The following is a 25609-nucleotide window of genomic DNA, read 5'->3' as shown; positions in this document are numbered from 1 at the left end:
CGGGGAAGGGGGCGGGCGCGCGTGAAGAGGCTCAGTCCAGGTAGTCGCGCAGGACCTGGGACCGGGACGGGTGGCGCAGCTTGGACATGGTCTTGGACTCGATCTGCCGGATGCGCTCGCGGGTCACCCCGTAGACCTTGCCGATCTCGTCCAGGGTCTTGGGCTGGCCGTCGGTCAGGCCGAAACGCATGGACACCACGCCCGCCTCGCGCTCGCTCAGCGTGTCGAGCACCGAGTGCAGCTGCTCCTGCAGCAGCGTGAAGCTGACCGCGTCGGCCGGGACGATCGCCTCGGAGTCCTCGATCAGGTCGCCGAACTCGCTGTCGCCGTCCTCGCCCAGCGGGGTGTGCAGGGAGATCGGCTCGCGGCCGTACTTCTGGACCTCGACGACCTTCTCGGGGGTCATGTCGAGCTCCTTGGCCAGCTCCTCCGGGGTGGGCTCGCGGCCCAGGTCCTGGAGCATCTGCCGCTGCACCCGGGCAAGCTTGTTGATCACTTCGACCATGTGCACCGGGATGCGGATGGTGCGGGCCTGGTCGGCCATGGCGCGGGTGATCGCCTGCCGGATCCACCAGGTGGCGTAGGTGGAGAACTTGTAACCCTTGGTGTAGTCGAACTTCTCCACCGCGCGGATCAGGCCGAGGTTGCCCTCCTGGATCAGGTCCAGGAACAGCATGCCGCGGCCGGTGTAGCGCTTGGCCAGCGAGACCACCAGCCGCAGGTTGGCCTCCAGCAGGTGGTTCTTGGCGCGGCGGCCGTCCTCGGCGATCCACTCGTAGTCGAGCCGGTCCTCGTCGGACATCAGGTGGCCGTCCTTGGCCAGCCGCTCCTCGGCGAACAGGCCCGCCTCGATGCGCTTGGCCAGCTCGACCTCCTGCTCGGCGTTCAGCAGGGGGACCTTGCCGATCTGCTTGAGGTAGTCCTTGACCGGGTCGGCGGTGGCGCCGGCGGCAGCGATCTGCTGGGCGGGGGCGTCCTCGTCGTCGTCGCCGAGAACGAACGCCTCCTCCTCGTTCTCGCCGGCGGGGCCCTCCTTGCCGGTCGGCTTGGCCGGGGCCTCCTCCTCGTCCTCGACGTCGGCCTGGTCGTCGACGACCGCGCCGTCGTCGGCCAGGTCGGCCTCGAGATCGCTGAGGTCGGTGTCCTCCAGGTCGGTCACATCGACGTCGTCCTCGAGGTCGGGCTCGTCGCCCGGACGGCCCTCGCCCACCTTGGCGGTGGCGGGGCCGGCCTTCTTGGTCGCGCCCTTGCCCGCGGGGGCGGCCTTCTTGGCGGCGCCCTCGCCGCTCTTCCTGGCCTGCTTCTTGGCGGCCGGCTTGGCCGCGGCCTTGCCGGGCTTGCGGGCCGGGGCGGGCCGGGCGGCCGCCTCCCCCGCGCTCGCGGATTCGCCGGACCGTTCGGTCACGACGGCGGTCACCGTGTCGGGCTGCTCCTTGGCGGCAGCGGCGGTCTTGGCTCTGCGCGGCGTGGTCGCCCGCTTGCGCGAACGCTTCGGCGCCGCAGAGTCGGCAGCGCTGACCATGACGGTCACACCCTTCTCGCTGAGGCTCCGCAGAATCCTGGAGGCCATCGACACGGGGATGTCGGCCTCTTCGAACGTACGGCGTACGTCGTCGGCTTCGAGGTAACCCTGGGACCGTCCACGCTCGATCAGCTGCGCGATCACGTGCTCGTGCAGTTCCGACGCTTTCGAGGTCGAGCTAGCAGGCGACACAAATACCTCTCGAACGAACGTGTGGGTTGGTTGACCCAAGTGCCCTGACGGGCTCGGCCTCACACGGGGTGGGACCACACACCGGGCGGGGCCACCCTGTGCGGGACCGCAGCGTACCCGCTCTTACAAGGGTCAAGCATTCTGGCACGGCTGCGCATTCCGCTTCTCTGATGTCTGCCCGGTAACACACCACCTTAGAGGGCGTCGAGCGGTCCTTCGTACGGACCGAGCCCGCTCCACGCGGCTCCAGAGGGCGTTTCTACCCGGTCTTGGGCGGGACGTGCAGGGCGAGTACGGTCACATCGTCCACTTGCTCATACCCGGCAAGCATCCGATCGACCAGGAAGTCGACGAGTCTCTCGGGATCTCCTACCACTTCAGGTGGGGCGTCCGACGCGGCCGCGACCAGTTCGTCCAGCCCGGCGTCCACCCCACGCCTACGGTTCTCCACAAGTCCATCGGAATAGAAGACCACAGTGTTGCCGGTCTCGATGGAAAAACTCGCCTGCTGTCGCTGCGACGGCCAGCCCAGCGGGGTCCCGGGCTCGCGGGAGCTGAGCGCGGCGGCGCCGTCACCGGAGATCAGCAGGAGCGGGGGGTGGCCCGCGTTGCTGAACGCGCCGCGGCCGGTCTCGGGGTCGATGACCGCGTAGGCGACGGTGGTGAACTGCTCCTCGTCCTCGGTGGCGCTGAAGAGCCGGTCCAGCCCGGCCAGCACGGCGGCGGGCCGGGGGTCGTTGAGGGCCAGCGCCCGCAGCGCGTTGCGGACGCGGCCCATTCCGGCCGCGGCGAGCACGCCCTTGCCCATGACGTCGCCGACGGCCACGGCGAGCCGGTCGTCGGGCAGCCGGAACACGTCGTACCAGTCGCCGCCCACCTGCACGTGCCGGGTCGCGGGGTCGTAGCGGGCGGCCAGCTGCATGCCGGGCAGCCGCGGCAGGTCGCTGGGCAGCAGGCTGCGCTGCAGCTCCTCGGCGGTGCGGTGCTCGCGTTCGAACAGCAGCGCCCGCTCCACGGCCAGCGCGCACTGGCCGGCCAGGGCCTCCAGGAAGACCCGCTCCTCCTCGGTGATCTCGCGCGGCCGGGTGAAGGAGAACCGCAGCGCGCCGATCGGCGCCCCGGCCGCCAGCAGCGGCAGGCCCACCCAGGCGCGTTCCTCGGTGTGCTGCAGGAACAGGCCCGCCTCATCGCGGCCGAGCTGCAGCCGCAGGCTGTCGGGGTGCTCGGCCAGGAACGGGCGGCTCTCGCGCACCGCCACCGACATGACCGTCTGGTCGGAGACCTTGATCTCCTCGCGGACCGCGCGGCCCTCGCCGCCGCGGCCGTCGCCGGGCGGGGACACCACCGACAGCCGCAGCTTGTCGTCGTCCAGCAGCGCCACGGCGGAGTAGTCGGCGCCGATCGCCGACCGGCCCACCTCGGTGATCACCTGGACGACCTGGCTGACGGTGAGCGCCTCGGCCAGCATCGAGGTGGCCTGCTGCAGCCGGGCGGTGCGCAGCGCGGCGGCCGACAGCTGCTCGGTGAGGCGGCCGCGCATCTCCTCGGCCTCGCGCTGGCCGGTGACGTCGGTGTTGGCGCCCACCCACTCGATCACCCGGTCGCCCCGCCAGATCGGCACGGCGCGCACGTCGAAGTGCCGGTAGGTGCCGGTCTTGGTGCGAATGCGGTAGGCGGTCTCGAAGACCCGGTTGTCGTCGACGCACTCGCGCCAGTGCGCCTCGATGCGGGCGCGGTCCTCGGGGTGCACGACGGCCAGCCAGCCGCCCAGGGCGTAGTCCTCGGGGGTCTGGCCGGTGATCGCCCGCCATTCGGGCGCGTCGTCGATCACGCCGCCCTCGGGGGCGGCCACCCACACGACCTGGGAGCTGGCCTCCACCAGGGAGCGGTAGCGCTGCTCCTTGCGGCGGATGACCTCTTCGGCGCGGCGCCGCTCGGTGACGTCCAGGGCGGTCAGCACGACCCCGAGCTGCTTGCCGTCGGCGCCGTGGGAGGGCAGCCAGGAGCAGGCCAGGATGCGCTCGTCGGCGCCGGGCCCGGGCACCGTGACGGCCGGCGGGATGGCGCTGGCCGGGGGCATCGCGGGCGCCGGCACGGACGAGGCGTCCGCGTCCCGGCCGGCCTCCGGGGCCGTCGCCTCGTCGGTGCCGGCCGCGGGCGGCGGGTCGTGCGGCTCGTGCGGGTCGTCCTCCTGCCGGGACAGCCGGACGGTCAGGTCCTGCTCCGACAGCGGCCGGTCGTCGGCCAGCACGCGGCGCAGCGCGCGTTCGAACGCCGCGGCCAGCTCGTCGGGCAGCACCTCGGCCGGGGTCTTGTGGTGCAGCCGGGACACCGGGACGCCGAGCATCCCGGCCAGGGCGTCGCTGGCGCGGCGGCAGCGCAGGTCGGTGTCGAAGAACGCGAAACCGGCGGGCGCCTCCCGCATCAACGTGGCGTACAGGGCGGAGTCGGACGCGTCCATGGGCTGGCCCTCCGGCCCCGAGAGCCGGGGATGCGGAACGGACGTATCGGTGCTCATGGACAACACCTCCGCCCCAGAGGGTCCCGTACCGCGCGGCAATTCGTCATCACTATGCGTGAATGGGAGCAGGCTAGCGCTCCCGCCTCCATCACAACACCGGTCGGAGTCAGGTATTCATCATCCCGATGGCGAGGGGTGGACGGAAGTCCCGAGGGACATCCCTGTCATACACCCGCCACCGCAACCTCGGAAATGTGCGCCGCCCGGGCGTGGCGACTTGCGGGACGCACCCGGATCGGCCGCACGGACGGTGAGTAGCCGATGGTACGACGTCCAGGGCCCGCGGGGCGGCGAAGTCCCCACCCTCGGCGAGTTCCGGTCGCGCCGCACTCATCTTGACGGTTCGTCCGTATCCCGCCCGTCAGGTCATGCAAAAAGAGGGCAAAGATTACCGGCGCCGGGCGCGTCGCCTGCGCCCGAACACCCCCGAACCCCACCGACCCGGACGGCCCGGCGGCGGCCGGCTACTTCTTGGCCGCCGCCTTCATCTGCTGCTTGAACTCGCGGACCTTGACCAGCGACTCGGGGCCGGTGATGTCGGCGACGGACCGGTACGAGCCCTCCTCGCCGTACGCCCCGGCCGCCTCGCGCCAGCCCTCCGGCCGCACGCCGAAGCGCTTGCCCAGCAGCGCCACGAAGATCTGCGCCTTCTGCTTGCCGTAGCCGGGCAGGGCGTTGAGCCGCTTGAACAGCTCCTTGCCCGTGTCCACGTCCCGCCAGATCGCCTCGGCGTCGCCGTCGTAGTGCTCCACCAGGTACTGGCACAGCTGCTGGACGCGCTTGGCCATCGAGCCCGGGTACCGGTGCACGGCGGGCTTCTCCGACAGCAGCGCGGCGAAGCGCTCCGGGTCGCAGGCGGCGATCTCGTGCGCGTCCAGGTCGTCGGCGCCCATCCGGCGCGCGATGGTGTAGGGCCCGGAGAACGCCCATTCCATGGGGATCTGCTGGTCGAGCAGCATGCCCGTCAGCAGGGCCAGCGGGCTGCGTCCCAGCAGCTCGTCGGCCTCCGGCTGCTGGCTGAGGTGAACCTTGGTGGCCATGCGGCCAGCTTAGGACCTGGTGTCTGACGAATTCCTTACGACGGCCCGCGCGCCATGGCGGACCGTGCGCGGGGGTGCTCGAATACCGGGGCAGAGGGTCCGAGCGAAAGGCGTGGACGTGGACGATACGGAACCATCGGGCGCGCCGGTGGGACGGCGCATCGTGCTCGGCATGCTCGGGTTGGGCGCGGCCGGGATCGCGGTGGGCGCGTCCGTACAGGACCGTGTGAGCCGCACGCTGTCCCCGATCGGCGCCCCCATCCAGGACGTGCTGCCCGCCGCAGGCGGCTTCCGCTACTACTCGGTGGTCGACGAGGTGCCCAGGCCCGACGCGGACGGCCACCGGATCACGGTCGGCGGGCTGGTGACGCGGCCCCGCTCGTTCGGGATGGCCGATCTCGCGGCGCTTCCGCAGACCCGGCTCACCCGCGACTTCCAGTGCGTGACGGGTTGGCGCGTACGGGACGTGGCGTGGGCGGGTGTGGCACTGCCCGATCTGCTGGACGCGGTCGGCGTGTCCCCCCAGGCCAAGGCCGTGCGGTTCGAGTCGTTCGACGGCGCCTACACCGAGTCGCTCACACTGGAGCAGGCGCGGCGCCGGGACGTGCTGGTCGCCACCCAGATGCAGGGGGCGCCCGTCACGCACGACCACGGCGGGCCCACGCGCCTCCTCGTGGCGCCGATGTACGGGTACAAGTCGCTGAAGTGGCTGGGCGGTATCGAGGTCACCGACCGGGTGGTCCCGGGTTACTGGGAGCGCCGCGGCTACGACGTGGACGCGTGGGTGGGCCGGTCGAACGGACGTGACGATGCGCCGACCTGATCCCGGGCACAGCGATGACCGGCTGCCCCGGTTCACGCGGGCGGAGCGGTGGGTGCACCACGCGACCGCGCTGCTGATGCTGGTCTGCCTGGTAACGGCCCTGCTGCTGTACGTGCCGGGGCTGTCGGCCGCCGTGGGCCGCCGCGACCTGATCAGGCCGCTGCACGTGTGGTGCGGGTTCGCGCTGCCCGTTCCGGTCCTGCTCGGCCTGGTGTCGCGGGCGTTCCGCGCGGACCTGCGGCGGCTGGACCGATTCGGCCCGCACGACCGGGAGTGGCTGCGCCGCGCCGACCGGCGGGCGGTGCGCCGCGTCGGCGGCCTGGACCGCGGGGTGGTGCCGGTGGGCAAGTTCAACGCCGGGCAGAAGCTGAACGCCGCGTTCACCGCGGGGGCGATCCTGGTGATGCTGGGCAGCGGCGCGATGCTGGCCTTCCCCGGGCCCTGGCCCGTCCACTGGCGGACCGGCGCAACTTTCGTCCACGACTGGCTGTTCCTGGCCGTCGCCTTGGTGACCGCGGGGCATCTCTGGTACGCGCTGCGCGACCGGGGAGCCCTCACCGGCATGCTCACCGGGCACGTCGACCGGGCGTGGGCGGCGCGCCATCACCCCGCCTGGCTGGACGTTCTCGACGGCGCGCGCCCCACGCCGCCCGCGCCTGCCGAAAATGAAAAAGACACGTCGGTGATACGTGAGTAAAGCTTCTGTTTCCGGAATCGGCTGGGCCTTGACTCTCCCGGCGGAGACGTTGGAATGGGACATCGAGGCGAGGTCGGGGCGGTGGCCTCTCGCCGGACGCCGTCCCCGGTTAGGCTTCGTCTCGCCCGGCGGTCGCCCCGTACCGCCGGACCCCGGGCGCGGAGGGTGAGCATTGATGCCTCCTGCACTTGCCGACCACCGGAGCCGGACCCGTGAGCTGCTGGCGCGGCGGCTGGCGGCCGAGTTCGCCGGGTTCAGTCCGGCCACCGTGGCGCGCTGCGTGGCCGACGTCCAGGCGTGCGTCACCCATCTCGGGCTCGACGCCACGCCCGAGCTCGTCGAACGGATGGCCCGCGAGCACCTGGTCGGGATGGTCAAGTCCCGGCCGCCGTCCGGACGCGGCGACACGCCGTCCGGCACCCGGCCCTCAGGACTCGTGGACGGCTGAACCGTCCCGTCCGAACGGCGGCGTCCGGGGGCCCGGCAGGGGTTCGGATGGCCGGGGCGCACGGGCGCCCGAATTCCGGCACGTCCCTTTTCGGCGGACCCCTATGTCCTGGGCGATGCGCGGCCCCGAATCTGAGAAGCTAGGGGGCGTGAGTCCCCAGAGCCGCCGCCGTTCCTCCGGGGATCCAGCGCGCAACGGCCCGCAGCCCTCGGACGAGGTCTCCGCGATCTACGACGGCATGCTCCGGCACGCCCGCGAACTGCTGGCGGTGCGCAGCCCGCTGGACGCCGAGCTGATCGTCAGCGAGATCCTCGGCTCCTGGTGGGGGCACCGCGTCGAGGGCGGTGACGTCGAGGAGGTCATCGGCGAGGGGCTGGTCGACCACGCCGTCCGCGCGGGCACCCCGGCGGCGCTGGCGCTGCTGACCGGCATGGCCTACCTGGGGACGACCCGGCAGGCGATCAAGGCGGAGCGGGGGGCCCTGGAGCTGATGGACCGCGGCGTGCCGCGTCCCGGCTGGGCCGACCGGGTGGGCATGGTGGCGCCCGAGGCGTGCTACGTGTCCCGCGACGTGTACGGCGACCAGGATTCGGTGGTGTGCCTCTACACCTATGGCGGCGCGGAGCGGCACGCCCTGGTGGTGCTGGTCGACCGCACCAGGCCGGGCACGCTGCGGCCCGCGTCCCCGCCCTCCGGCGGCGCGCCCGGCGGCCGGGCCGCCGGTGACGGCGGTCGTGTGGTGGCGGCCGGGATGGTCCGCGACGCGTGGGTGTCGTCCCAGGTCGACCGGCTGCTGGAGCACTGCCGCCGGGAGGGCCGCGACAATCCGCTGGTGCGCTTCGAGGAGCTGGACCCGCGGCAGACACGGGCGATGCTGGACGCGGCGCTGCGGCTGACCGGCGAGACCGACGACCCGCCGGTCGGCGAGAACTTCGGCGCCTACCACGCGTTCGTGCGGGCCCGCGTGCGCGCGCTGCCGCCGGGCGGGCGGGTGCCGCAGCCGCCGGTCTACGGCAGCGACCTGCGCGCCAAGATCGGCGTGGAGTTCCTGGCGTCCGACGAGGCCGAGGAGCTGTCCGACCGGTCGGCCGCCCTCCGCTGCGTCGACCGCATCATCGACTACGGCTGCACCCACGACTTCGGCCGTCCGCTGCGGGTCAGCCCGACCAAGTGCGAGCGGTTCCTGCTGGACTGGCTGCCGCGCAAGGTGCTGCTGTCGCCCACCGAGCAGGAGGCGGTGCCGCACGTGCTGGCGGCGTGGGTGCGGTGGGCGGGCCGCCGCACCGGGCTTCCCGAGGAGGGCATCCGCGCCACCCTGGACGCGGTCTGGGACGCCACCGCCAAGTTCGCCGCGGCCTACCGCGACCCGTCGGCGTTCGGGCTGGGCCGCGAGCTGGTCGACCGGCTGCTGCCGGACGGGGACATGGAGGCGCTGCCCCGGCGCGCGTTCGCGCTGCCGTTCCTGTCGGGCACGCACCGGCTGCCGGACCGCGTGATCGACCTGGCCTCCCTGGACCCGGCCGACCCGCACGACCGGCGCGTCATGATCGAGTTCGAGCATCCGGGGGCGGCGCCGGAGCACGTGGCGGCGCACGAGCGGCTGGTGGCGCGGCTGTGGGACGGCGACCCGCCGCAGCTGTGGGAGACGGCGCAGGCGCTGCTGGACGTGGGCTACGAGCGGCACGCGATCCTGCACAAGCTGATCGACCTGCTGGACGTCTACCACGACGACCCGCAGGGGCTGCGCCGCGCGCTGCGTGTGCTGCGTCACGAAGCACCACCGGAGTGAACTCCCGGTTTGCCAGAGGCGTCCGGGACGACAATCATCGGGATCTCGGCATCGTCTCGGCCGGCGGTCCCGCGGGAGGATCGGCCGGGTCGGCCGGTGAGGGTCGGCGGGCCCGGGGGTCGCGTGCCCCGGCCATAGGGAGTGATCTTGTTGGAGTGGTCCGAGTTCGCCCGGCGTCTGGGACGCGAACTGGCGGTGCTCGAACGGGACACCATCCTCATCGTGCGTGAGCGCGACGAGAGCCGCCACTACGTCCAGGCGATGCGCGAGCCGGACCGGCTGTACGCCGAGGCGGTCAGCAACAACTTCCTGGACGGCCCGCTGCTGCTGACCCTCGCCGACGAGGAGGTGCTCAGCGAGGCCGGGTGGCGTCCCCCCGAGGACCCCGCCCCCCGCAACTGGTGGACGGAACTGCCCGCGTTCGCCGCCCTCGACGACCACGCCCGCCTGTCGGACATGATGGTCACCGCGCTGCGCGACGTGCAGGGCGTGCGGCGGCCCTCCGACCTGGTGTACGAGTCGTTCCACCGGCTCGGCACGGGTCAGATCGAGCTGCCGGACTTCGGCATCGACGCGGCCAATCCCGGCCAGCTGACCCGCCGCCGCAGCTCGGCGGAGGCGCTCGCGCAGGGCGGCCCGGCGGGCGGGTTCGGGCAGGGGCGCGCGCCGGCGCCGCGCGAGCCGCTGGACCCGCTGGTGGACCGGGACGTCGCCGTGCCGCCGACCGAGCCGAAAGGGCTGACCGGCCCGGAGGGGCCGACGCCGCCGCTGTCGGGCGCCGCGGGGCCGTCGGCGGCCGCCGGGGGCGGGGTCGATCTGGCGCAGCGGATCGGCTCGCTGCCGCTGGGCGCCCCGGTCCCCGGCCCCGAGCCGGGCGCCGCCGCGGGACGGACGCCGCCGTGGCCGACCGCCGGCCCCGACGAGCTGGAGTCCCGGCTCGCCGACGCCAAGCAGCGCGGCGACCACACCACCTACTTCGAGCTGCTCCTGTCGGCCGACCTGGTGCTGCCCGTGTCGACGGGGCAGGCGGCCCACCCGCGCGCCGCCGGGTTCCCCACGACGACGATCGGCACGCGCACCTACATCACGGTGTTCACCTCGCCGCAGTCGCTGGCCCGGTCGATCGGGCGTCCCGGCGATCCGCCGTCCAGCCTGTACCGCCAGACCTCCTTCGCCCAGCTCGCCACCGAGTGGCCCGACCCGTCCTGGCAGCTTGCCGTCAATCCCGGGCTGCCCAGCGAGGTGCACTTGGACGCGGCCGCCGTCGCCCGCCTGGACGCCCAGCAGCGCGCCCTGGGACGGCACAACGCCCCGCGTCCCGTGATGCCCGAGCCGCCCGCCGAGACGCCGCAGGCGCCGCCGTCGGCGCCTGTGCCCGCGTCGGCGCTCGAGGGCCCGCCGCCGGACGCGCCGTCCGCTCCCGCGCCGTCTCAGGGCCCCGTGGCGCCCCCGGCGGCCCCCGCCCCCGCCCCCACCCCCGCACCGGCACCCGCTCCCGACGTCACCCCCGCAGACGCCGCCGAGCCGTCCGCCCCGCCGCCTCCCGGTCCCGGCCCGATCGTGCTGCGGCCGCAGCACGGCGCACGGCTGTGGCATTGGGCCGGCGAGGGCGAGGAGAGCCCGGTGGCGGTGTACGACGCGATCGGCGGCGTCTGGACCCCCGTGCGATCCGGCCACGGCACCGGCGCCGACGGCACCGGCGCGCTCCCCGCTCCCCATACCGAATGATCTTCCGCGCCGCGCCCGCGCGCGGGCGGCCGGAAGGCTACCGTCGAGTACGGCACATCACCACGGACGCGGGAGTGGGGCCCGATTGGACTGGAACGACTTCGCCAAACGGCTGACCATCGAGCTGCTGCGACTGCCGGTCCGGGCGTTCCTGATCGTGGAGGCGCCGGGCGGCCTGCCGTACACGCAGGCGATGCGGACGGAGGAGAGCCTGCAGGCCGAGGCGGTCAGCAGTGCCTTCCTGCCGCGGCCGCTGTCGCCCGGGCAGGAGCGCCGTCTCGCCGCGCTCGGCTGGCAGCGTCCCGACGAGCACGGCCGTGGCGACGGGGACGGCGCCGACGGCGAGGAGCGGCGCAACTGGTGGCACCGCTTCGACGAGAGCGACGGGTCGTCGCGCGACGACAAGCGGTTCGCCGAGGACTGCGCGATCCTGGCCGGGATGATGGTCGGCGCCTTCCGGGAGGTCCACGGCCTGTCCGGCCCCCGCGGGCTGGTGTACCAGGCCGCGCGCAGCGGGCCGGACGGCGGCGTCCTGACGTTGCCGGAGCTGGGCATCCCTCCGGCGCCCGTCGAGGGCGGCGAGGCGGCGGCGCCCGTCGCCGTCGAGCCCTCGCCCGCCGGCGGCGGGGCGTCCGCCGATGTGGACAAGGCGCTCGCCGACGCCCGCGAGCGCGGCGACCAGGACGCGTACCTGCGTCTGCTTTCCGGGGCCACCCTGTATCTTCCGGACCCTGGCAGGTCCGAGGCCCCCGGGGGCGGCGACGGACGGCACTACGCGACCGCGCGGTTCGGGGAGGGGACGTTCGTGCTGGCGTTCACCTCTCCCGAGGCCATGGACACGTCGCTGCGCGGCCAGGCCGTCCACCATCGGACGAGCTCCCTGGCGGAGCTGGCCCGGCACTGGCCGCATCCGGACTGGCAGCTGGCGGTCAACCCCGGCCTCCCCAGCGCCGCCTACCTGGACGCTCCGGCGCTGCTCCCCCAGCGTCCAGGGGATGCCGAACAAGGCGCCGGGCAAGGCGCCGAACAAGGCGCCGGGCAAGGTGCCGGGCAAGGTGACGCCCCCACTGCCCGCAAGGCCGCCGTGCAGTCCGCGGCCAACGGCGGCGAGGCCGCGCGGACTCCGAAGCACGAGAAGGCCACCGACACGACCGTGATGCAGAAGGTCGTGCGTCCCGACCATGTCGCGCACTACGTGGAGGGCGGCTACGACCTGGTCGCCGGGTACGTGCACCGGCTGCAGGACGTGCGTGAGCTGAACACCCCGTCGCGGCTCGTGCACGGGCTCGGGCTGGCGTGGGACGGGTCGCCGTTCTCCGCCGGGGACGAGGAGATTCACGTCATCCGCTGGCAGGCCGTCCGCCCCGCCCTCTACCGCAGGCCGCTGGGCGGCATCGACGAGTGGAGCATGAGCATCATCCCGGGGGGCTGGGTCATCGAGAAGGCGCCGTTCCACGGTTCCGGGTACGCGTCCGGGGACGGCCCGGCCATCCCCGAGTTCAAGGTCGACAGCCTGCGCCTTCCGCACGGCGCCGAGATATGGCGTCTCGGCCGTTCCGGAGGGGAGACGCTGGTGGCCGCCTACGACGCCGACCAACGCCGTTGGACGCGGCGCGACGACGACGCGGCCCCTGGGCGGTACCCACGGGAGCGGGCGAGAGGACGGGAATGACCATCCGGCACGGGTACTACGCGGGCTGGCGCGGCACCGACTACGAGGCGAGCCCGGACGGCGACGGCGTCCGGCTGTACCTGTCGCGTCCCGCGGACGGGTTCACGCAGGCCGCCCCGGACCGGTACGTGCGGGTGGTGCCGGCCGCCGAGGTCGACCACCTGTCCTACGTCCGGACGCGGTGCAGTTGGCGCGGCGAGCCGTTCGTGGTGCTCGGCGAACACGGGGAGTGGCTGCGCGTGGAGTACACGGGGGGCAAGGCGCCGGTCGCGGAGCGGCTCGGTCTGGAGCCGTTCGACCGGGGCGTGTACCAGGCGTGGGCGCCGCGCGGTGAGGTGCAGGACGTGCGCGAGGAGACCGTGTAGGCCGCGGCAGCCCGGCGGGCCGCGACGGTGATAGATCTGGGGGCATGGCGGTCATCGACATCAACGCCGACCTCGGCGAGGGGTTCGGCATCTGGACGCTGGGCGACGACGTCGCGCTGCTCGACGTGATCACCAGCGCGAACGTGGCGTGCGGGTTCCACGCGGGTGATCCGCTGATCATGCGCCGGGTGTGCGCGGCCGCGGTGGAGCGCGGGGTGCGGATCGGCGCGCAGGTGTCGTACCGCGACCTGGCGGGGTTCGGGCGCCGCGAGATGGACGTGGCCCCGGCGGAGCTGACCGCCGAGGTGCTCTACCAGATCGCGGCGCTGGACGGCATCGCCCGTGCCGAAGGCGGCCGCGTCTCCTACGTCAAGCCGCACGGCGCGCTCTACAACCGCATCGCCCGCGACCCGGTCCAAGCGCGCGCGGTCACGGACGCGGTGCGCGCCTACGACGCGTCGCTGCCCGTCCTGACGCTGCCGGGGTCGTCGGTGTACGAGGCCGCCGACGGCCTGACCGTGGTGGCCGAGTGCTTCGCCGACCGCGCCTACACCCCGAAGGGGGCCCTGGTGTCGCGCCGCGAGGCGGGGGCGGTCATCCACGACCGCGACGCCGTGGTGCAGCGGGCCGTGCGGATGGCGGTCGACGGCACCGTCGTGGCCGTGGACGGCACCGAGGTGACGCTGAACGCGCGTTCCATCTGCGTCCACGGCGACACTCCCGGCGCGGTGGAGCTGGCGCGGTCCGTGCGGGCCGCGCTGACCGAGGCCGGGGTGCGGGCGGAGCCGTTCGCATGAGGGTCCGCAGGGCGGGCGACACGGCGCTGCTGGTCGAGACGGACGACCTGGCGACCGCGCACCGGCTGAACGCGGCCGTCCGCGCCGCCGCGCTGCCGGGCGTGGTCGACGTGGTACCGGGCGAGCGCACGGTGCTGGTGGTCGCCGACCCGGCGCGCTGCGACCTCGGCCGCCTGGCCGCCCGGCTGCCCGGGCTGCCGCTGCCCGCCTCGGCGTCCGGCGACACGCCGCCGGTGGAGATCCCGGTGGTGTACGACGGGGCGGACCTGGACGAGGTCGCCGAACTGACCGGGCTGTCGCGGGCCGAGGTCGTCCAGCGGCACGCCGCCGTGTCCTACACCGTCGCCTACCTCGGCTTCTCCCCCGGCTTCGGGTACCTGACCGGTCTGGACCCGGCGTTGCACGTCCCGCGCCGCGAGTCGCCCCGCACGGCCGTGCCGGCGGGCTCGGTGGCCATCGCCGGGCCGTACAGCGCGGTGTACCCGTCGCAGTCGCCCGGGGGCTGGCGGCTGCTCGGCCGCAGCGACCTGCCCCTGTGGGACGTGCGGCGCGACCCGCCGTCCCTGCTGCAGCCGGGAACCCGTGTGCGGTTCGTGCCGAAGGAGACGCCGTGATCGAGGTCGTGCGGCCCGGTCCGCTGGCGACGGTGCAGGACCTGGGCAGGCCTGGGCACGCGCACCTGGGCGTCCCCCGGTCCGGGGCGGCCGACGAGCGCGCGCTGCGGCTGGCCAACCGACTCGTCGGCAACCCGGAGGGCGCGGCCGGAGTGGAACTCACCCTCGGCGGCGCCGCGTTGCGCTTCCACGCCCGCGCCTGGATCGCCGTGACGGGCGCGCCCCTGCCGTTGCGGATCGACGGCCGCCCCCATGGAATGAACGCCCCCTGCCACGTACCGGCGGACGCCACCGTCGAGTTCGGCACGCCGCTCACCGGGCTGCGCAGCTACGTCGCGGTACGGGGCGGTGTGGCCGTCGACGAGGTGCTGGGGAGCCGTTCCACCGACCTGCTGTCCGGGCTGGGGCCAGCGCCTTTGTCGGCGGGCGCCCGCCTGCCGGTGGGCCCCGTCGGCGGCCACGCCGACATCCATGTGGACATCGCGCCCGGCCCGGCGTTGCCCGACGTGCCCGAACTGCGGATCCTGCCCGGCCCCCGCGACGACTGGTTCACCGACGACGCGCTCACCACGCTCACGTCCACGCCGTACGAGGTCACCCCGGACAGCAACCGCGTGGGCGTCCGCCTGGACGGCGCCCCCCTGACCCGTGCCCGGCACGGCGAGCTGGGCAGCGAGGGCATGGTCACCGGGGCGATCCAGGTACCGCCCAGCGGGCTGCCCATCATCTTCCTCACCGACCACCCGACGACCGGGGGCTACCCGGTCGTGGCGGTCCTGGTGTCGGACGACGTCCCGCTCGCCGCCCAGCTCCGTCCGGGCCAACGCCTGCGTTTCCGGCCGGGTCAGGCCAGGTAGCCGCCGTCGATCGGCAGCAGGGCACCGGTGATGAACGAGGCGCCGGGGCTGGCCAGGAACACCACTCCCGCGGCGATCTCCTCCGGGCGCCCGTACCGGCCCATCGCGTTCATCGCGCGCTGGGCGTCGGAGCTCGGGCCGTCCGGCGGGTTCATGTCGGTCGCCACCGAGCCGGACTGGATGACGTTCACCGTGACGCCGCGCGGCGCCAGGTCGCGGGCCGCGCCCCGGCTGTAGCCGATGATCGCCGCCTTGGTCGCCGCGTAGTCGGCGACGCCGGGGTTGGCGGTCCGGGCGGACAGGTTGGAGCCGATCGTGATGATCCGCCCGTCGTCCTCGATCACCTGGGCCGCGGCCCGGATCGCCGTCACCACGCCGCCCACGTTCACCGCGTACATGCGTTCCAGCGCCGCGAGGTCGGCGTCCGCATCGTCCGCACGCGCCCGCGTGATGACACCCGCGTTGTTGACCAGGATGTCCAGCCGTCCGAACTCCTCGGCGACCGTCCTGACCAGCCGTTCGACCTGCGCGGGGTCGCCCTGGTCTGCGCGGTGCGCGGCGGCGCGGCGGCCCCGGCCCTTGATGTCGTCCACGACCGCCAGCGCCTTGTCCTCCGCCGCCGCGTAGCCGATCGCCACGTCGGCGCCCGCGTCGGCCAGCGCCCGCGCGGTCGCCGCGCCGATGCCCCGCGATCCGCCCGTCACCAGCGCCACCTTGCCGTCCAGCATGCCGTCCTCCATTTTCATACCGATCGGTACTTATTTAGGGAGAGTACTATACCGAGCGGTACGAAAAAAATGGGGAGGGGCACATGGGAGCGGGCCGACCGCGCGCCTTCGACGTCGACGAGGCCCTGGACCGCGCGCTGGAGGTGTTCTGGCGGCAGGGCTACGAGGGCACCGCCCTGTCCGACCTGACCGCCGCGATGGGCATCAACCGGCCCAGCCTCTACGCCGCCTACGGCAACAAGGAGGCGCTGTTCCGCAAGGTTCTGGACCGCTACCTGGACGGCCCCGGCGGCTACCTCCGGCGGGCCCTCCTGGCCCCCACGGCCCGCGCCGTCGCCGAGGAACTGCTCCGCGGCGCCATCCGGGCCACCACGGCCGAGGGCCGCCCCCGCGGCTGCCTGATCGTCCAGGCCGCCATCGCCACCGGAGACGACGCCGCCCCCATCCGCCAGGAGATCCTCGCGCACCGCCGCACCGCCCAGACGGCTCTGCGCGAGCGCATGGAACGCGCCCGGGCCGAAGGCGACCTCCCACCCGACGCCGACCCCGCCGACCTGGCCCGCTACCTGTGGACCACCTCCTACGGCCTGGCCGTCCAGGCCGCGGGCGGCGCCACGCGCGAAGACCTCGACCGGGTCGCCGACCTGGCCCTCAGCAACTGGCCCTCCTAACCCTCACAGGCATCCGCCGCACCCACCACCGCGAAAGACCACGCCCCCCAGCGGCAGACGCCCCGCCGCCCGGCGGCACGGCCCTGGTGGCGGATGACGCGGCCCCAGGCGGCGGGCGGCGCACCGCCGGGCGGCAAACGGCGGCTCCGGGCGGCAGGTGGCACGGCCCTGATTGTGGATGGCGCGGCCCGGGAGGCGGATGGCGCGCCCCGGGTGGCCGTTCTGGCGGTCGTCTGGTCGGAGGCGGGCGGCCGCTTACCTCCGGACGTGCGCGTTGCCGGCCGAGGCGCGGAATACCCATGCCCTGGCCGTAGCGCCCGCCGGGTGTCCGGTCAGGCGGTCAGAAGGGACCGTACGCGGGCGACCTCGGCCTCGAGAAGGCCGGCCGGGACGTCTTCGAAGGGAGTTACCGTCACCTCGCCGTCCCTGGCCTCCCAGGTTCCGGCGACGCGGCCCTCGTGCAGGACCACCGGGGAGATCCAGCCTGCGGTGCGGCTGACCTCGGAACGCCGCTCGGCGGGGATGAGGTACGTGGCGTTCGTCCCGGCGCCGAGCACGTACGGGTCGAAGCCCCCGAGCAGGCGCACCGACCGCGACGGCTCGGTGTCCGCCAGCTCGTCGGCGTGCTCGGCCAGCGCGTACATCGGCTCCCCGTCGACCTCGACGGTCGCGAGCTCGCCGTCGAGCGCCGCGAACCAGCCCTTGAGGTCCTTCTTGCGGCTGCCGCCGCGGGTCAGCCAGTTGTCGAACGTCTGCGGCGTCGCGGGGCCGTACGCGCCCAGGAAGGCCCGGATGACGGTGCGGGCGGCGTCCTCCACCGGCGGCAGGCCGCGCCAGCCGGGCAGGTTCTCCGGCGACCTGAACGTCACGCGGGCGCCCTGGGAGGGCCCGTGGCACAGCACGCCCCACCACGCCAGCGGTTTCAGCACCGTGCCCCAGCCGGATCCGAGCACCTCGGCCAGATGGCCGGAACCGGTCTTGTCGACGATCGCGGTGGTGAGCTCCTGACGGGTGAGCGCCTTCCCACCGGCCAGCGCGTCGACCGCCACGGCCGCGATCGCCTCCAGGTCGGCGGGCGTGGCGCCGAAGGTCCGTTGCCAGCTGGGTTTCTCCCAGTGGCGGAGCGTGCCGCACAGGGCGAGGTAGGCGCCGGCCTCCTCCACGGGCAGCAGATGCAGGGTGCCGCGCATCACCCAGGTCTTGACGAGCGCCCGCTCCTCCCACAGCGCCCTCGGCACGTCCCCCGGGACGGGACGGGCCTGCCGCACCGCCACGGCCAGCTCGGCCGCCGAGGCGACCTGGGCCTGCACCCCGGCCAGCCGACGCGCGATGCCGACGGCCGACCCGTCCCCCGGCGGCTCGACGAACTGCCGCCGCATCCGCCAGGCCAGCACCTGCCCCCACGAAACCGTCATGCGCCGATTAAACCGCGCCCCACCGACAGGCCAGGACGAGGTCAGCCGAGCCGGTGGGCGAGTTCGGCCAGGGCGGCGTGGACGTCCTCGGCCGTGAGGACCGTGAGGTCGGCGGGGGTCGCGGCCGCGCCGAGTTCGGCGGCGCGCAGGGCTCGTGACGCGCACGCCTTCTCATAGACGGAGCGGGCGAAACGGCCGTTGCCCAGCTCGTCCACGCGGCCGAGCCCGCACGCGCGCTGGAACACCAGGGCAAGGTCGTCCAACGCGCGCTCCTCCCACCGGTCCCCGTTCTCCTCGGCGATCAGCTGCGCGATCTGCAGCAGCTCGTCGGGGCCGTAGGAGGGGAAGTCGACGCGGACGTCGAAACGCGAGGCCAGGCCCGGGTTGGACGCCAGGAAACGCTCCATGTCGCCTTCGTAGCCGGCCAGCACGATCACCAGGCGGTCGCGGTCGTCCTCGGCGCGTTTCAGCAGCGTCTGCACGGCCTCGGCGCCGAACGCGTCGCCGCCGTTGTAGCCGGGGTTGCTCAGCGCGTAGGCCTCGTCGACGAACAGCACCCCGCCCAGCGCCGAGTCGATCACCTTGTTGGTCTTGATGGCGGTGCCGCCGAGGTGGTCGCCGACCAGATCGGCCCGCTGCGCCTCCACCACCTCGGGACGGGCCAGCAGGCCGAGCGCGGCGAACACCCGGCCGAGCACCCGCGCCACCGTGGTCTTGCCGGTGCCGGGCGGGCCGGTGAACACGAAGTGCCGGGTCGGCGGGCGGGTGACCAGGCCCTGCTCCTCGCGCATCTTGGCGACCTGCAGCTGCGCGGCGATCTCCCGGACCTGCCGTTTCACCGGGGCCAGCCCGATCATGGCGTCCAGCGAGCCGAGCGCCTCGTCCAGGGTCGGGGTCTCGACGTAGCCGCGGTACCGCTCGGTGATCTCGGCGAACGCGGTGTCGACGTCCTCGGCGCGCAGGGTCACCAGCTCCTCGGCGCTGGGCCGCCGTCCCTGCTCGGCGGCCGCGTCCACGACCCGCACGTCGCGGGCGCGGGCGGCGGCCTCGGTGAGCGACCGGACGAACCGGCCGTTGCCCAGCTCGTCGACGATCCCGCGCCGCTCCACCTCCTCGAAGCGGGCGCGCAGGCGGCGCCGCGCGGGCTCGTCCAGCCGGTCGTCGCGCAGCCCGGTGTGGTACTCGGCGATGCGCAGCAGCTCGGCGGGCCGGTAGGTGGGGAAGTGCACGCGGGTGCCGAACCGCGAGGCCAGCCCCGGGTTGGACGCCAGGAACTCGGTCATCTGCGGCTCGTACCCGGCCAGGATGATCACCAGGTTGTCGCGGTCGTCCTCGGCCCGTTTCAGCAGCGTCTGGACGGCCTCGTTGCCGAACCGGTCGACCTGTCCCTCGGCGGCGTTGACCAGCCCGTACGCCTCGTCCACGAACAGCACGCCGCCCAGCGCCGAGTCGACGAGCCGGTTGGTCTTGATCGCGGTGGCGCCGAGGTACTCCCCCACCAGGTCGGCGCGGTGCGCCTCCACCACGTTCGGCGTGGGCAGCAGCCCGAACGCGTAGAAGATCTTGGCCAGGACGCGGGCGACGGTGGTCTTGCCGGTGCCGGACGGGCCGACGAACACCAGGTGCAGCAGCGGCTTCTCGGTGGGCACCCCGGCGGCGGCGCGCAGATGCGCGGCCTCGATGGACGCGGCGATCGCCCGGACCTGCCGTTTGACGGGCTCCAGGCCGACCATCGCCTCCAGCTCGGCCAGCGCCTCGTCGACCGAGATCTCCGGCTGCCCGCCCGCGCCCCGCCCGTCCGGTTCGGCCACCGGGGCGGACATCGCGGCGACGGCCGCCTGGGTCTGTTCCTGGGCCGTGGTGGCGGCCTGGGCGTGGGCGGCGGCGCGTTGCTCGTAGGCCGCTTGTGTGGCCGCGGGCACCCCCGCGGGGAACCCCTCGGTGTCGCCTGCCTCGCCCCCACCGTCGCCGTGTCCGGCACTGGCACCGGAGCGCTTTCCCGAGGGGCGCTTGCGCGGTGTCGGCCCGCCCTCGAAGGGCGGCCTGGGAGCGCCCTCGCCGGACGCACGCGGCGGCGGTTCGCCGCCCCCGGCCGTGCTGGCCTGCTCCTGCACCCAGCCCGTGTCGTACGCTTCCGCCGCCATGGCCCGGCGCGCCTGGTCCCAGCGGTAGGCGAGCACGGCCAATGCGGCAAGCCAGGCGGGTGCCACGTGCAGGCCCGGCAGCGGATGTACGGTCGCGGCGGCGATGAGCCCGGCCGCCCCCAGTGCGAGCAGTGCGGTGCGCCAGGGGGCGTACCCGCGCAGCCGCAACGCGACGAACGCCACCGGCAGTGCCAGCAGCCCCAGCAGGAGCGGGGCGTTCAGGTACGGGTCGTCCGCGCGTTCGGGGAACAGCCGTCCCAGCGGCACCGACACCGCCAGCCACCCCATGATCACCGACACGACGGCCATGCCCGCCGGCGACCGCAGCGTCAGGTGCACCACGACCATCAGGATGGCCGTGAACACGGCGGCGCTGAGCACCGGCCCGTTCAGGACCACCGCGACCGACACCACCACCGCGACCCCCAGCACCGCGCCCAGGAACCTCAGGCCGGGCAGGATCTGGAAGTAACGCACGCGCAGGCGCTCGAAAAGATCCCGCGCCGCGGTGCCCAGCGGCGGGCGGGAGCGGGGCCTGCCGAACAATGCCATCAAGGCGAGTAAAGCGCAGGACCCCCCGGATCGGCACCATCTGGACGCGGTTCGTTGCGCCGTGTCAAGGCGGACGTGCCCTCGCAACGGCCGGCCCCACCTCCGCATCCGGGCCGCTGACCAGCGCGTTCTCCGGTGGTCATGGCAGCGGGTCAAGGGCGTGCGCCGCCCGCCGCTGAGATCGTCCTCGCGGTCGCCCGTGGCATGCACGCCCGCGAAGGGGGCGGCGCCTCTACGATCGAACGGCCGCGGACGCCCCGTCCGCTCGGATCAGCACCTTCGTACGGGAGACCATGTGACGGACGCCACCGACGCGCTGCCGGGCCTGGAGCCGTCGGCCGAACCGGAGGCGGCGCCTCTGTCGGCCGGGTACGAGATCGAGCACGAGCTGCACGCGGCCCTCGGCGCGCAGCGCATCGCCGGGGTGGACGAGGTGGGACGCGGCGCGTGGGCCGGGCCCGTCGTGGTGTGCGCGGCGGTCACCGACCTTTCCCCGCCGCCCGAGCTGCCGGGACGGGGCGGCCGCACGATCCGGCTGACCGACTCCAAGCTGCTGTCGCAGGCGCACCGTGAAGCGTTCGCCGAGGTGCTGCCCGGCTGGCTGACCGCGTACGCGTTCGGCGCGTCGGCCCCGGAGGAGATCGACGAGGTCGGCATGACGGAGGCGCTGCGCCGGGCCGCCGTCCGGGCCCTGGAGGGGCTGCCGGAGCCGCCCGACGCCGTCATCCTGGACGGCAAGCACGACTACATCGGCCCGGGTTCCGGAGGGCGCCGCCGGCGGATCCGCTGCGAGGTCAAGGCCGACCAGCGTTCGGTGACGGTGGCGGCGGCGTCGGTGCTGGCCAAGGTGCACCGCGACCGGCTCATGGCCGCCCTCGACGAGCAGTTCCCCGGGTACGGTTTCGCGGACAGCGCCGGGTACCCGTCCCCCGCCCACCAGAAGACCCTCGAGGAGTCCGGCCCGACGCCGCACCACCGGCTGTCCTGGTCCTACCTGGACGATCTGCCCCGCTGGCGGCACCTGAAGAAGCACCGCGACCCGCTGGCGGGCGAGGGTCAGCTGACCCTCCTGTGACCGTCTCTTGGACTTGCGGCCGACGCCGGGCCGCGTGCTGCGATGCGAACGCTCCAAACCGACATATCTGACATATCGCATATATCCGGGCGTGTGGCCGCGTCCGGCGCCGCGCCCGCGGGAGTCATCCGCGCCTGCCTGGGTAGAGCGCCGAGTGACGGGAGGTGCGTGTCATGGACGCTGTCGTGAAGAGGCTGCTGCGCGAGGCGGGCGAGACCTACGCCGAGGAGGCCGGTGTCCCGCTCAAGGACCAACCCGCCGCCCTGTGGAAGCTGCTGGTCCTGTCCACCCTCCTCAGCGCCCGGATCTCCTCCGAGATCGCGATGGCGGCCGCCCGGGAGCTGTTCGAGGCCGGCGGCGGCACCGCACGCGGCATGGCCCGGCTGACCTGGCAGCAGCGGGTGGACGCGCTCGGCCGCGGCCACTACGTCCGCTACGACGAGAGCACCGCCGGCCGCCTGGGCGACATGGCCGACATCGTCCAGGACAAGTACAACGGCGACCTGCGGCGGCTGGCGATCGAGTCGGAACGCGACAGGGAACGCGCCGGCCAGCTGCTCCGCGAGTTCCCCGGCATCGGCCCGACAGGCGTCGACATCTTCTGCCGCGAGGCCCAGGCCATGTGGCCCTGGCTGCGCCCCTACTTCGACGAGCAGACCCTCAAGGGCGCCGAACGCCTGGGCCTGCCCAAGGACCCCAAGCGCCTCGCCGACGAAGTCCCCGAGAAGGACCTGGCCCGCTTCGCCGCCGCCCTCGTCCGCGTGGCCCGCGACAAGGACTTGGCCGACTCCATCACCAAGAACGGCACGTAACTCCCGCCGCCACAGTGGGCGGGCCCCAGCGCGCCCCTGGGCACACCCGTCGCAGAGGGGGCCGGCCAGTGCAATCCCAGACGCCGGCCCCAGCAGCCGGATGTGCAGTGGTCCTTATGCGCCCCGCGGGCACCAAGCGGCCGCCGAGCACGGCGAGTGCCGCTCGTCCGCGAGGCCGTTCAGTCCTTGCCGCGTGAGGCGACCCACTCCAGGTTCCAGCCGTACGCCTGGTCGACGGCCATCTTCCCCCAGCGCGGACGACCGGGCGGCGGCAGGACGTACCGTCCCTCACGGCGTACCACCAGTTCGCCGCCCACGTTCTCGATGAGGGCGAGCACAACGTCGCGGGAAGCGTCGACGCAGTCGTCCGTGCGCATCTCGATGGGCGCGGCACCGCGCGGATAGAGGGTGGCGACCGCGTCCAGCCCCCGGAAGTCGTCGGCGCCGTCGTAGATCTCGGCGAACACCAAGATCCTTCTGAAGTCGGCGGTGTGGTCCAGATTGATGGTCAGGTTCTCGCCCGTCTCCACGGTGCCGGCCCGGTCGTCGCGGTCGAGCTGGATGTACGGGGGCCGGTCCAGCGCACCGAAGTCGCCGACGGCGTGCACGATCCCCTTGCGGCCGTCCTTCAGTTCCCACAGCGCGCACAGGTCGAGGTCCAGGTCCACGCCGCGACGGAGCTTGCCCAGCAGCCCTCGGGCCGCGCCCGGCCGCGCGGACCAGTTGAGGTTGACCCGCATGTGGCCGGACGTGGCGCCGTGCTTGGTCAGCGACACCGACGGCGCGCTCTTGGTCAACGAGATCACGCCGCCCTGCTGGGGCGCGGGCGCCGCCTGCTGGGGCGCGGGCGCCGCCTGCGGAGGCGGTGCGGACTGCACGGGTGGCGCCGGCGGCGCCGGAGGCGGCGTAGCACCCTGCCCCGGGTCGTCCACGGTGATCCCGAAATCGGTGGCCAGCCCGGCGAGTCCGGTGTCGTATCCCTGCCCGACCGCCCGGAACTTCCAGGCACCCTGCCGCCGGTAGAGCTCACCCAGGACGAACGCGGTCTCGGTGGACGCGCCGGGGTTGTCGAACCGAGTCACCTCGGAACCGGACGCCGCGTCCAGCAGCCGCACGTACAACCCCTGGAACTGACCGAACGTCCCACCGTCCGCCGACGCCGCGATCACGATGCGCTGGACGTCCGGCTCGACCCGCCCCAGATCGACGCTCAGCACGTCACGTACTGTCGGCCCCTGCTGCTTGCCCTCATGCCGAACCGCCCCCGACCCGTGGGACGGCTGGTTGTAGAAGACGAAGTCGTCGTCCGAACGCACCTTGCCGGCATCCGTGAGCAGCAACGCCGACGCGTCGGCATCGGGCACTCCGGGTCCGCCCTGCCAGCCCAGTTCGACACGTACGGATGGAACAGGCACCGGCGTGTTGGCACCCTTCTGCAACGTCATGAACGCTCCTCCCGGTTCCACTGGCCCGCCGGTCCTGAAGCTGGTCCCGCCCAGGCAGCACGCCAAAGCCCGCCCGCCGTCCAACCTACGGCCAAGCCCCGTCCCCAGGCGACCTCAACACCACCGCGCCCCCCACACCAAAGAGCCCCGACGCCCCCATGGCACCACGGCGTCCGTGACGGCCGCCATGCCCGTCCCGTCCCCGACGAGGCATGACGCGTGGTCATCCAGCCCAGCACGCCACGGCGCGCGGAACAGTCAGACGACGAAGCAGCCGACGGGTTCGCCTCGGTCACCGCCGGATGGAAGTGGGCCTCCGCCGCCCAGGTGGCGGGCGCCCACACCCCGCCCTGGCCGCAAGCGACTGCAACCCCCTCATCGGTTCGCCGCGGCAATCGTGCCCCGGCTGCGCATAAGCCCGTGGGCCCGCAGCGCCACCCGGGAGCTGTTCGAGGCCGGCGGCGGCACCGCACGCGGCATGGCCCGGCTGCTGCCAGGTGCGCCGGTTCGGTGCGGTGTTGGTTCGTACGGGTGTGTGGGCGTGCTTGGTGAACTGGAAGCGCGTGGGCGGGCGGTACGGCGGTGCTGCGGGAGTGTGCGGGTCAGGGGACGCGGGCGGTCCAGGCCGGGTCGGTGAACTTTTCCGCCGCCAGTTTTTCGGCCATGCGCAGTTCTTCTTCGGTGAGCCGGTCGTCGGTCAGCCCGTAGCGGCCTCGGAAGTGGGCGATCATCCGTTCGATGATCTGCTCGCGGGGCAGACCGGTCTGCCGCCGTAGTGGGTCGACGCGCTTGTTCGCGCTGGCGATGCCCTTGTCGGAGATCTTCTCGCGGCCGATGCGCAGCACCCGGGTGAGCTTGTCGGCGTCGATGTCGTAGGCCATGGTCACGTGGTGCAGGACCGCGCCGGCCACCAGGCGTTTCTGCGCCGCTCCGCCGATCTTTCCCTGGTCGGAGGCGATGTCGTTGAGCGGCTGGTACCACGCCCCGACGCCCAGTTCACCGAGCGCGCCCAGTACCCAGTCGTCGAGGAAGGCGTAGCTCTCGGCGAACGACATGCCCGCCACCAGCGACTCGGGCGCGTACAGCGAGTAGGTGATGGTGTTGCCCGGCTCGACGAACATCGCACCACCGCCGCTGATGCGGCGCACCACCGTGACGCCGTAGCGTTCGGCCGCGGCGGCGTCCACCTCGTTGCGCAGCGACTGGAAGCTGCCGATGATCACTGCGGGCGAGGCCCACTCCCAGACACGCAGCGTCGGCGGACGCCGTCCGGCGCCGACCTCCATGGCCAGCACCTCGTCGAGCGCCATGTGCAGCGCGGGTTCCTGCGGGCCCTCGTGGACCAGTCGCCAGTCGTGGTCGTGCCAGTCGGACGCATTGGTGAGGGCGCGCCGTACGGCGATGGCCACCGCCTCGGCGGACAGCCCCAGCATCACCGTGCCCTCGGGCAGCCGCGCCTGGACACGGGCGGCGATGTCGCGAGCCTCGGCGGCCGCGGGCAGACCGTCGATCGCCCTGTTGATCTCTTCCAGGGCCTCGTCGGGTTCCAGGAAGAAGTCGCCGCTCACCCGTACGTCGCGCAGCCTGCCGTCCGTCACGTCCAGATCCACGACGACGAGCTTGCCGCCGGGCGCCTTGTACTCACCGTGCATCACGTACGTACCAACCCCGGCGTCTCGGCGTGGATTCCGGGTTCCGCCGA

21 protein-coding genes are annotated in these 25609 nt (G+C 73.5%); 13 read left to right on the top strand and 8 right to left on the bottom strand.

Annotated elements, in window-relative coordinates; all coding sequences use genetic code 11:
* Positions 1-31: 31 nt before the first annotated feature.
* The 3 genes from ABZ801_RS22130 to ABZ801_RS22120 form a co-directional block, all read right to left on the bottom strand.
* Positions 32-1714: an RNA polymerase sigma factor gene (locus tag ABZ801_RS22130; RefSeq protein WP_360700604.1), complete on the bottom strand. Its 1683-nt coding sequence runs from the start codon at positions 1712-1714 to the stop codon at positions 32-34.
* A gap of 259 nt (positions 1715-1973) precedes the next feature.
* The gene (locus ABZ801_RS22125) at positions 1974-4232 is read right to left on the bottom strand and encodes a SpoIIE family protein phosphatase (protein WP_360700601.1); all 2259 of its coding nucleotides are present in this window, start codon (positions 4230-4232) and stop codon (positions 1974-1976) included.
* Positions 4233-4699: 467 nt separating this feature from the next.
* The gene (locus tag ABZ801_RS22120; protein ID WP_360700598.1) at positions 4700-5275 is read right to left on the bottom strand and encodes an HhH-GPD-type base excision DNA repair protein; all 576 of its coding nucleotides are present in this window, start codon (positions 5273-5275) and stop codon (positions 4700-4702) included.
* 118 nt (positions 5276-5393) lie between these two features.
* On the opposite strand from ABZ801_RS22120, the gene ABZ801_RS22115 reads away from it, so the two are divergent.
* The 10 genes from ABZ801_RS22115 to ABZ801_RS22070 all read left to right on the top strand — a co-directional run bounded on the left by ABZ801_RS22115 (position 5394) and on the right by ABZ801_RS22070 (position 15065).
* Positions 5394-6098, top strand: coding sequence for a molybdopterin-dependent oxidoreductase (locus tag ABZ801_RS22115; protein WP_360700596.1), 705 nt, complete (start codon positions 5394-5396; stop codon positions 6096-6098).
* Entirely contained in the window at positions 6085-6795 is a 711-nt protein-coding gene (locus ABZ801_RS22110; RefSeq protein ID WP_360700593.1) for a cytochrome b/b6 domain-containing protein, read from the top strand. The genes ABZ801_RS22115 and ABZ801_RS22110 overlap by 14 nt, the downstream gene beginning before the upstream one ends.
* Before the next feature lie 175 nt (positions 6796-6970).
* Positions 6971-7243 (top strand): hypothetical protein, encoded by a 273-nt coding sequence (locus ABZ801_RS22105; protein WP_360700590.1) that lies wholly within the window; start codon positions 6971-6973, stop codon positions 7241-7243.
* A gap of 238 nt (positions 7244-7481) precedes the next feature.
* A complete protein-coding gene (locus ABZ801_RS22100) occupies positions 7482-9032 on the top strand; it encodes a hypothetical protein (RefSeq protein ID WP_344947470.1) in 1551 nt (516 codons plus the stop codon).
* 147 nt (positions 9033-9179) lie between these two features.
* Positions 9180-10760 carry an SseB family protein gene (locus tag ABZ801_RS22095; RefSeq protein WP_360700587.1) on the top strand — a complete coding sequence of 527 codons (1581 nt, stop codon included), beginning with the start codon at positions 9180-9182 and terminating at the stop codon, positions 10758-10760.
* Positions 10761-10845: 85 nt separating this feature from the next.
* A complete protein-coding gene (locus ABZ801_RS22090) occupies positions 10846-12432 on the top strand; it encodes an SseB family protein (protein ID WP_360700585.1) in 1587 nt (528 codons plus the stop codon).
* Positions 12429-12797 (top strand): hypothetical protein, encoded by a 369-nt coding sequence (locus ABZ801_RS22085; RefSeq protein WP_360700582.1) that lies wholly within the window; start codon positions 12429-12431, stop codon positions 12795-12797. Before ABZ801_RS22090 ends, ABZ801_RS22085 begins: the two co-directional genes overlap by 4 nt.
* A 44-nt stretch (positions 12798-12841) precedes the next feature.
* The gene (locus tag ABZ801_RS22080) at positions 12842-13594 is read left to right on the top strand and encodes a 5-oxoprolinase subunit PxpA (RefSeq protein ID WP_360700579.1); all 753 of its coding nucleotides are present in this window, start codon (positions 12842-12844) and stop codon (positions 13592-13594) included.
* Positions 13591-14208, top strand: coding sequence for a 5-oxoprolinase subunit PxpB (pxpB, locus tag ABZ801_RS22075; RefSeq protein WP_344947327.1), 618 nt, complete (start codon positions 13591-13593; stop codon positions 14206-14208). Before ABZ801_RS22080 ends, pxpB begins: the two co-directional genes overlap by 4 nt.
* Positions 14205-15065, top strand: a complete 861-nt coding sequence (locus ABZ801_RS22070; protein ID WP_344947330.1) for a biotin-dependent carboxyltransferase family protein — start codon at positions 14205-14207, stop codon at positions 15063-15065. The genes pxpB and ABZ801_RS22070 overlap by 4 nt, the downstream gene beginning before the upstream one ends.
* Here the strand turns inward: ABZ801_RS22070 and ABZ801_RS22065 are convergent.
* Entirely contained in the window at positions 15053-15793 is a 741-nt protein-coding gene (locus ABZ801_RS22065) for an SDR family oxidoreductase (protein ID WP_360700575.1), read from the bottom strand. The genes ABZ801_RS22070 and ABZ801_RS22065 overlap by 13 nt on opposite strands.
* Positions 15794-15876: 83 nt before the next feature.
* On the opposite strand from ABZ801_RS22065, the gene ABZ801_RS22060 reads away from it, so the two are divergent.
* Positions 15877-16464: a TetR/AcrR family transcriptional regulator gene (locus tag ABZ801_RS22060; RefSeq protein WP_344947335.1), complete on the top strand. Its 588-nt coding sequence runs from the start codon at positions 15877-15879 to the stop codon at positions 16462-16464.
* A 332-nt stretch (positions 16465-16796) separates the two neighbouring features.
* Here the strand turns inward: ABZ801_RS22060 and ABZ801_RS22055 are convergent, their stop codons facing one another.
* Together ABZ801_RS22055 and ABZ801_RS22050 are read right to left on the bottom strand one after the other, a co-directional pair.
* On the bottom strand, positions 16797-17879 hold the full coding sequence (locus ABZ801_RS22055; RefSeq protein ID WP_360700572.1) for a winged helix DNA-binding domain-containing protein: 1083 nt from the start codon (positions 17877-17879) through the stop codon (positions 16797-16799).
* A gap of 41 nt (positions 17880-17920) precedes the next feature.
* Complete coding sequence (locus ABZ801_RS22050) at positions 17921-20575, bottom strand: AAA family ATPase (RefSeq protein ID WP_360700569.1); 2655 nt, start codon at positions 20573-20575, stop codon at positions 17921-17923.
* Between the two features lie 358 nt (positions 20576-20933).
* Here ABZ801_RS22050 and ABZ801_RS22045 point away from each other — a divergent pair, with 358 nt between their 5' ends.
* Both ABZ801_RS22045 and ABZ801_RS22040 read left to right on the top strand, forming a co-directional pair.
* Complete coding sequence (locus tag ABZ801_RS22045; protein ID WP_360701199.1) at positions 20934-21650, top strand: ribonuclease HII; 717 nt, start codon at positions 20934-20936, stop codon at positions 21648-21650.
* A 173-nt stretch (positions 21651-21823) separates the two neighbouring features.
* The gene (locus ABZ801_RS22040; RefSeq protein ID WP_360700566.1) at positions 21824-22462 is read left to right on the top strand and encodes an endonuclease; all 639 of its coding nucleotides are present in this window, start codon (positions 21824-21826) and stop codon (positions 22460-22462) included.
* Between the two features lie 179 nt (positions 22463-22641).
* Here the strand turns inward: ABZ801_RS22040 and ABZ801_RS22035 are convergent, their stop codons facing one another.
* Positions 22642-23907: a TerD family protein gene (locus tag ABZ801_RS22035; protein WP_360700563.1), complete on the bottom strand. Its 1266-nt coding sequence runs from the start codon at positions 23905-23907 to the stop codon at positions 22642-22644.
* A 602-nt stretch (positions 23908-24509) separates the two neighbouring features.
* Positions 24510-25559 carry a biotin/lipoate A/B protein ligase family protein gene (locus ABZ801_RS22030; protein ID WP_344947476.1) on the bottom strand — a complete coding sequence of 350 codons (1050 nt, stop codon included), beginning with the start codon at positions 25557-25559 and terminating at the stop codon, positions 24510-24512.
* Positions 25560-25609 lie beyond the last annotated feature (50 nt).

This window comes from Actinomadura sp. NPDC047616, from assembly GCF_040642915.1.
GTDB classification, from domain to species: Bacteria; Actinomycetota; Actinomycetes; order Streptosporangiales; family Streptosporangiaceae; genus Spirillospora; species Spirillospora miaoliensis.
This window is presented reverse-complemented; position numbering and strand designations above follow the sequence as displayed.

What these genes read in the sequence shown, in the direction of transcription:
- ABZ801_RS22125 (WP_360700601.1), bottom strand. Translation starts at nt 4,232, where the DNA reads ATGAGCACCGATACGTCCGTTCCGCATCCCCGGCTCTCGGGGCCGGAG.
- ABZ801_RS22120 (WP_360700598.1), bottom strand. Translation starts at nt 5,275, where the DNA reads ATGGCCACCAAGGTTCACCTCAGCCAGCAGCCGGAGGCCGACGAGCTG.
- ABZ801_RS22110 (WP_360700593.1), top strand. Translation starts at nt 6,085, where the DNA reads ATGCGCCGACCTGATCCCGGGCACAGCGATGACCGGCTGCCCCGGTTC.
- ABZ801_RS22105 (WP_360700590.1), top strand. Translation starts at nt 6,971, where the DNA reads ATGCCTCCTGCACTTGCCGACCACCGGAGCCGGACCCGTGAGCTGCTG.
- ABZ801_RS22100 (WP_344947470.1), top strand. Translation starts at nt 7,482, where the DNA reads ATGCTCCGGCACGCCCGCGAACTGCTGGCGGTGCGCAGCCCGCTGGAC.
- ABZ801_RS22085 (WP_360700582.1), top strand. Translation starts at nt 12,429, where the DNA reads ATGACCATCCGGCACGGGTACTACGCGGGCTGGCGCGGCACCGACTAC.
- ABZ801_RS22080 (WP_360700579.1), top strand. Translation starts at nt 12,842, where the DNA reads ATGGCGGTCATCGACATCAACGCCGACCTCGGCGAGGGGTTCGGCATC.
- pxpB (WP_344947327.1), top strand. Translation starts at nt 13,591, where the DNA reads ATGAGGGTCCGCAGGGCGGGCGACACGGCGCTGCTGGTCGAGACGGAC.
- ABZ801_RS22065 (WP_360700575.1), bottom strand. Translation starts at nt 15,793, where the DNA reads ATGCTGGACGGCAAGGTGGCGCTGGTGACGGGCGGATCGCGGGGCATC.
- ABZ801_RS22060 (WP_344947335.1), top strand. Translation starts at nt 15,877, where the DNA reads ATGGGAGCGGGCCGACCGCGCGCCTTCGACGTCGACGAGGCCCTGGAC.
- ABZ801_RS22055 (WP_360700572.1), bottom strand. Translation starts at nt 17,879, where the DNA reads ATGACGGTTTCGTGGGGGCAGGTGCTGGCCTGGCGGATGCGGCGGCAG.
- ABZ801_RS22050 (WP_360700569.1), bottom strand. Translation starts at nt 20,575, where the DNA reads ATGGCATTGTTCGGCAGGCCCCGCTCCCGCCCGCCGCTGGGCACCGCG.
- ABZ801_RS22040 (WP_360700566.1), top strand. Translation starts at nt 21,824, where the DNA reads ATGGACGCTGTCGTGAAGAGGCTGCTGCGCGAGGCGGGCGAGACCTAC.
- ABZ801_RS22035 (WP_360700563.1), bottom strand. Translation starts at nt 23,907, where the DNA reads ATGACGTTGCAGAAGGGTGCCAACACGCCGGTGCCTGTTCCATCCGTA.
- ABZ801_RS22030 (WP_344947476.1), bottom strand. Translation starts at nt 25,559, where the DNA reads ATGCACGGTGAGTACAAGGCGCCCGGCGGCAAGCTCGTCGTCGTGGAT.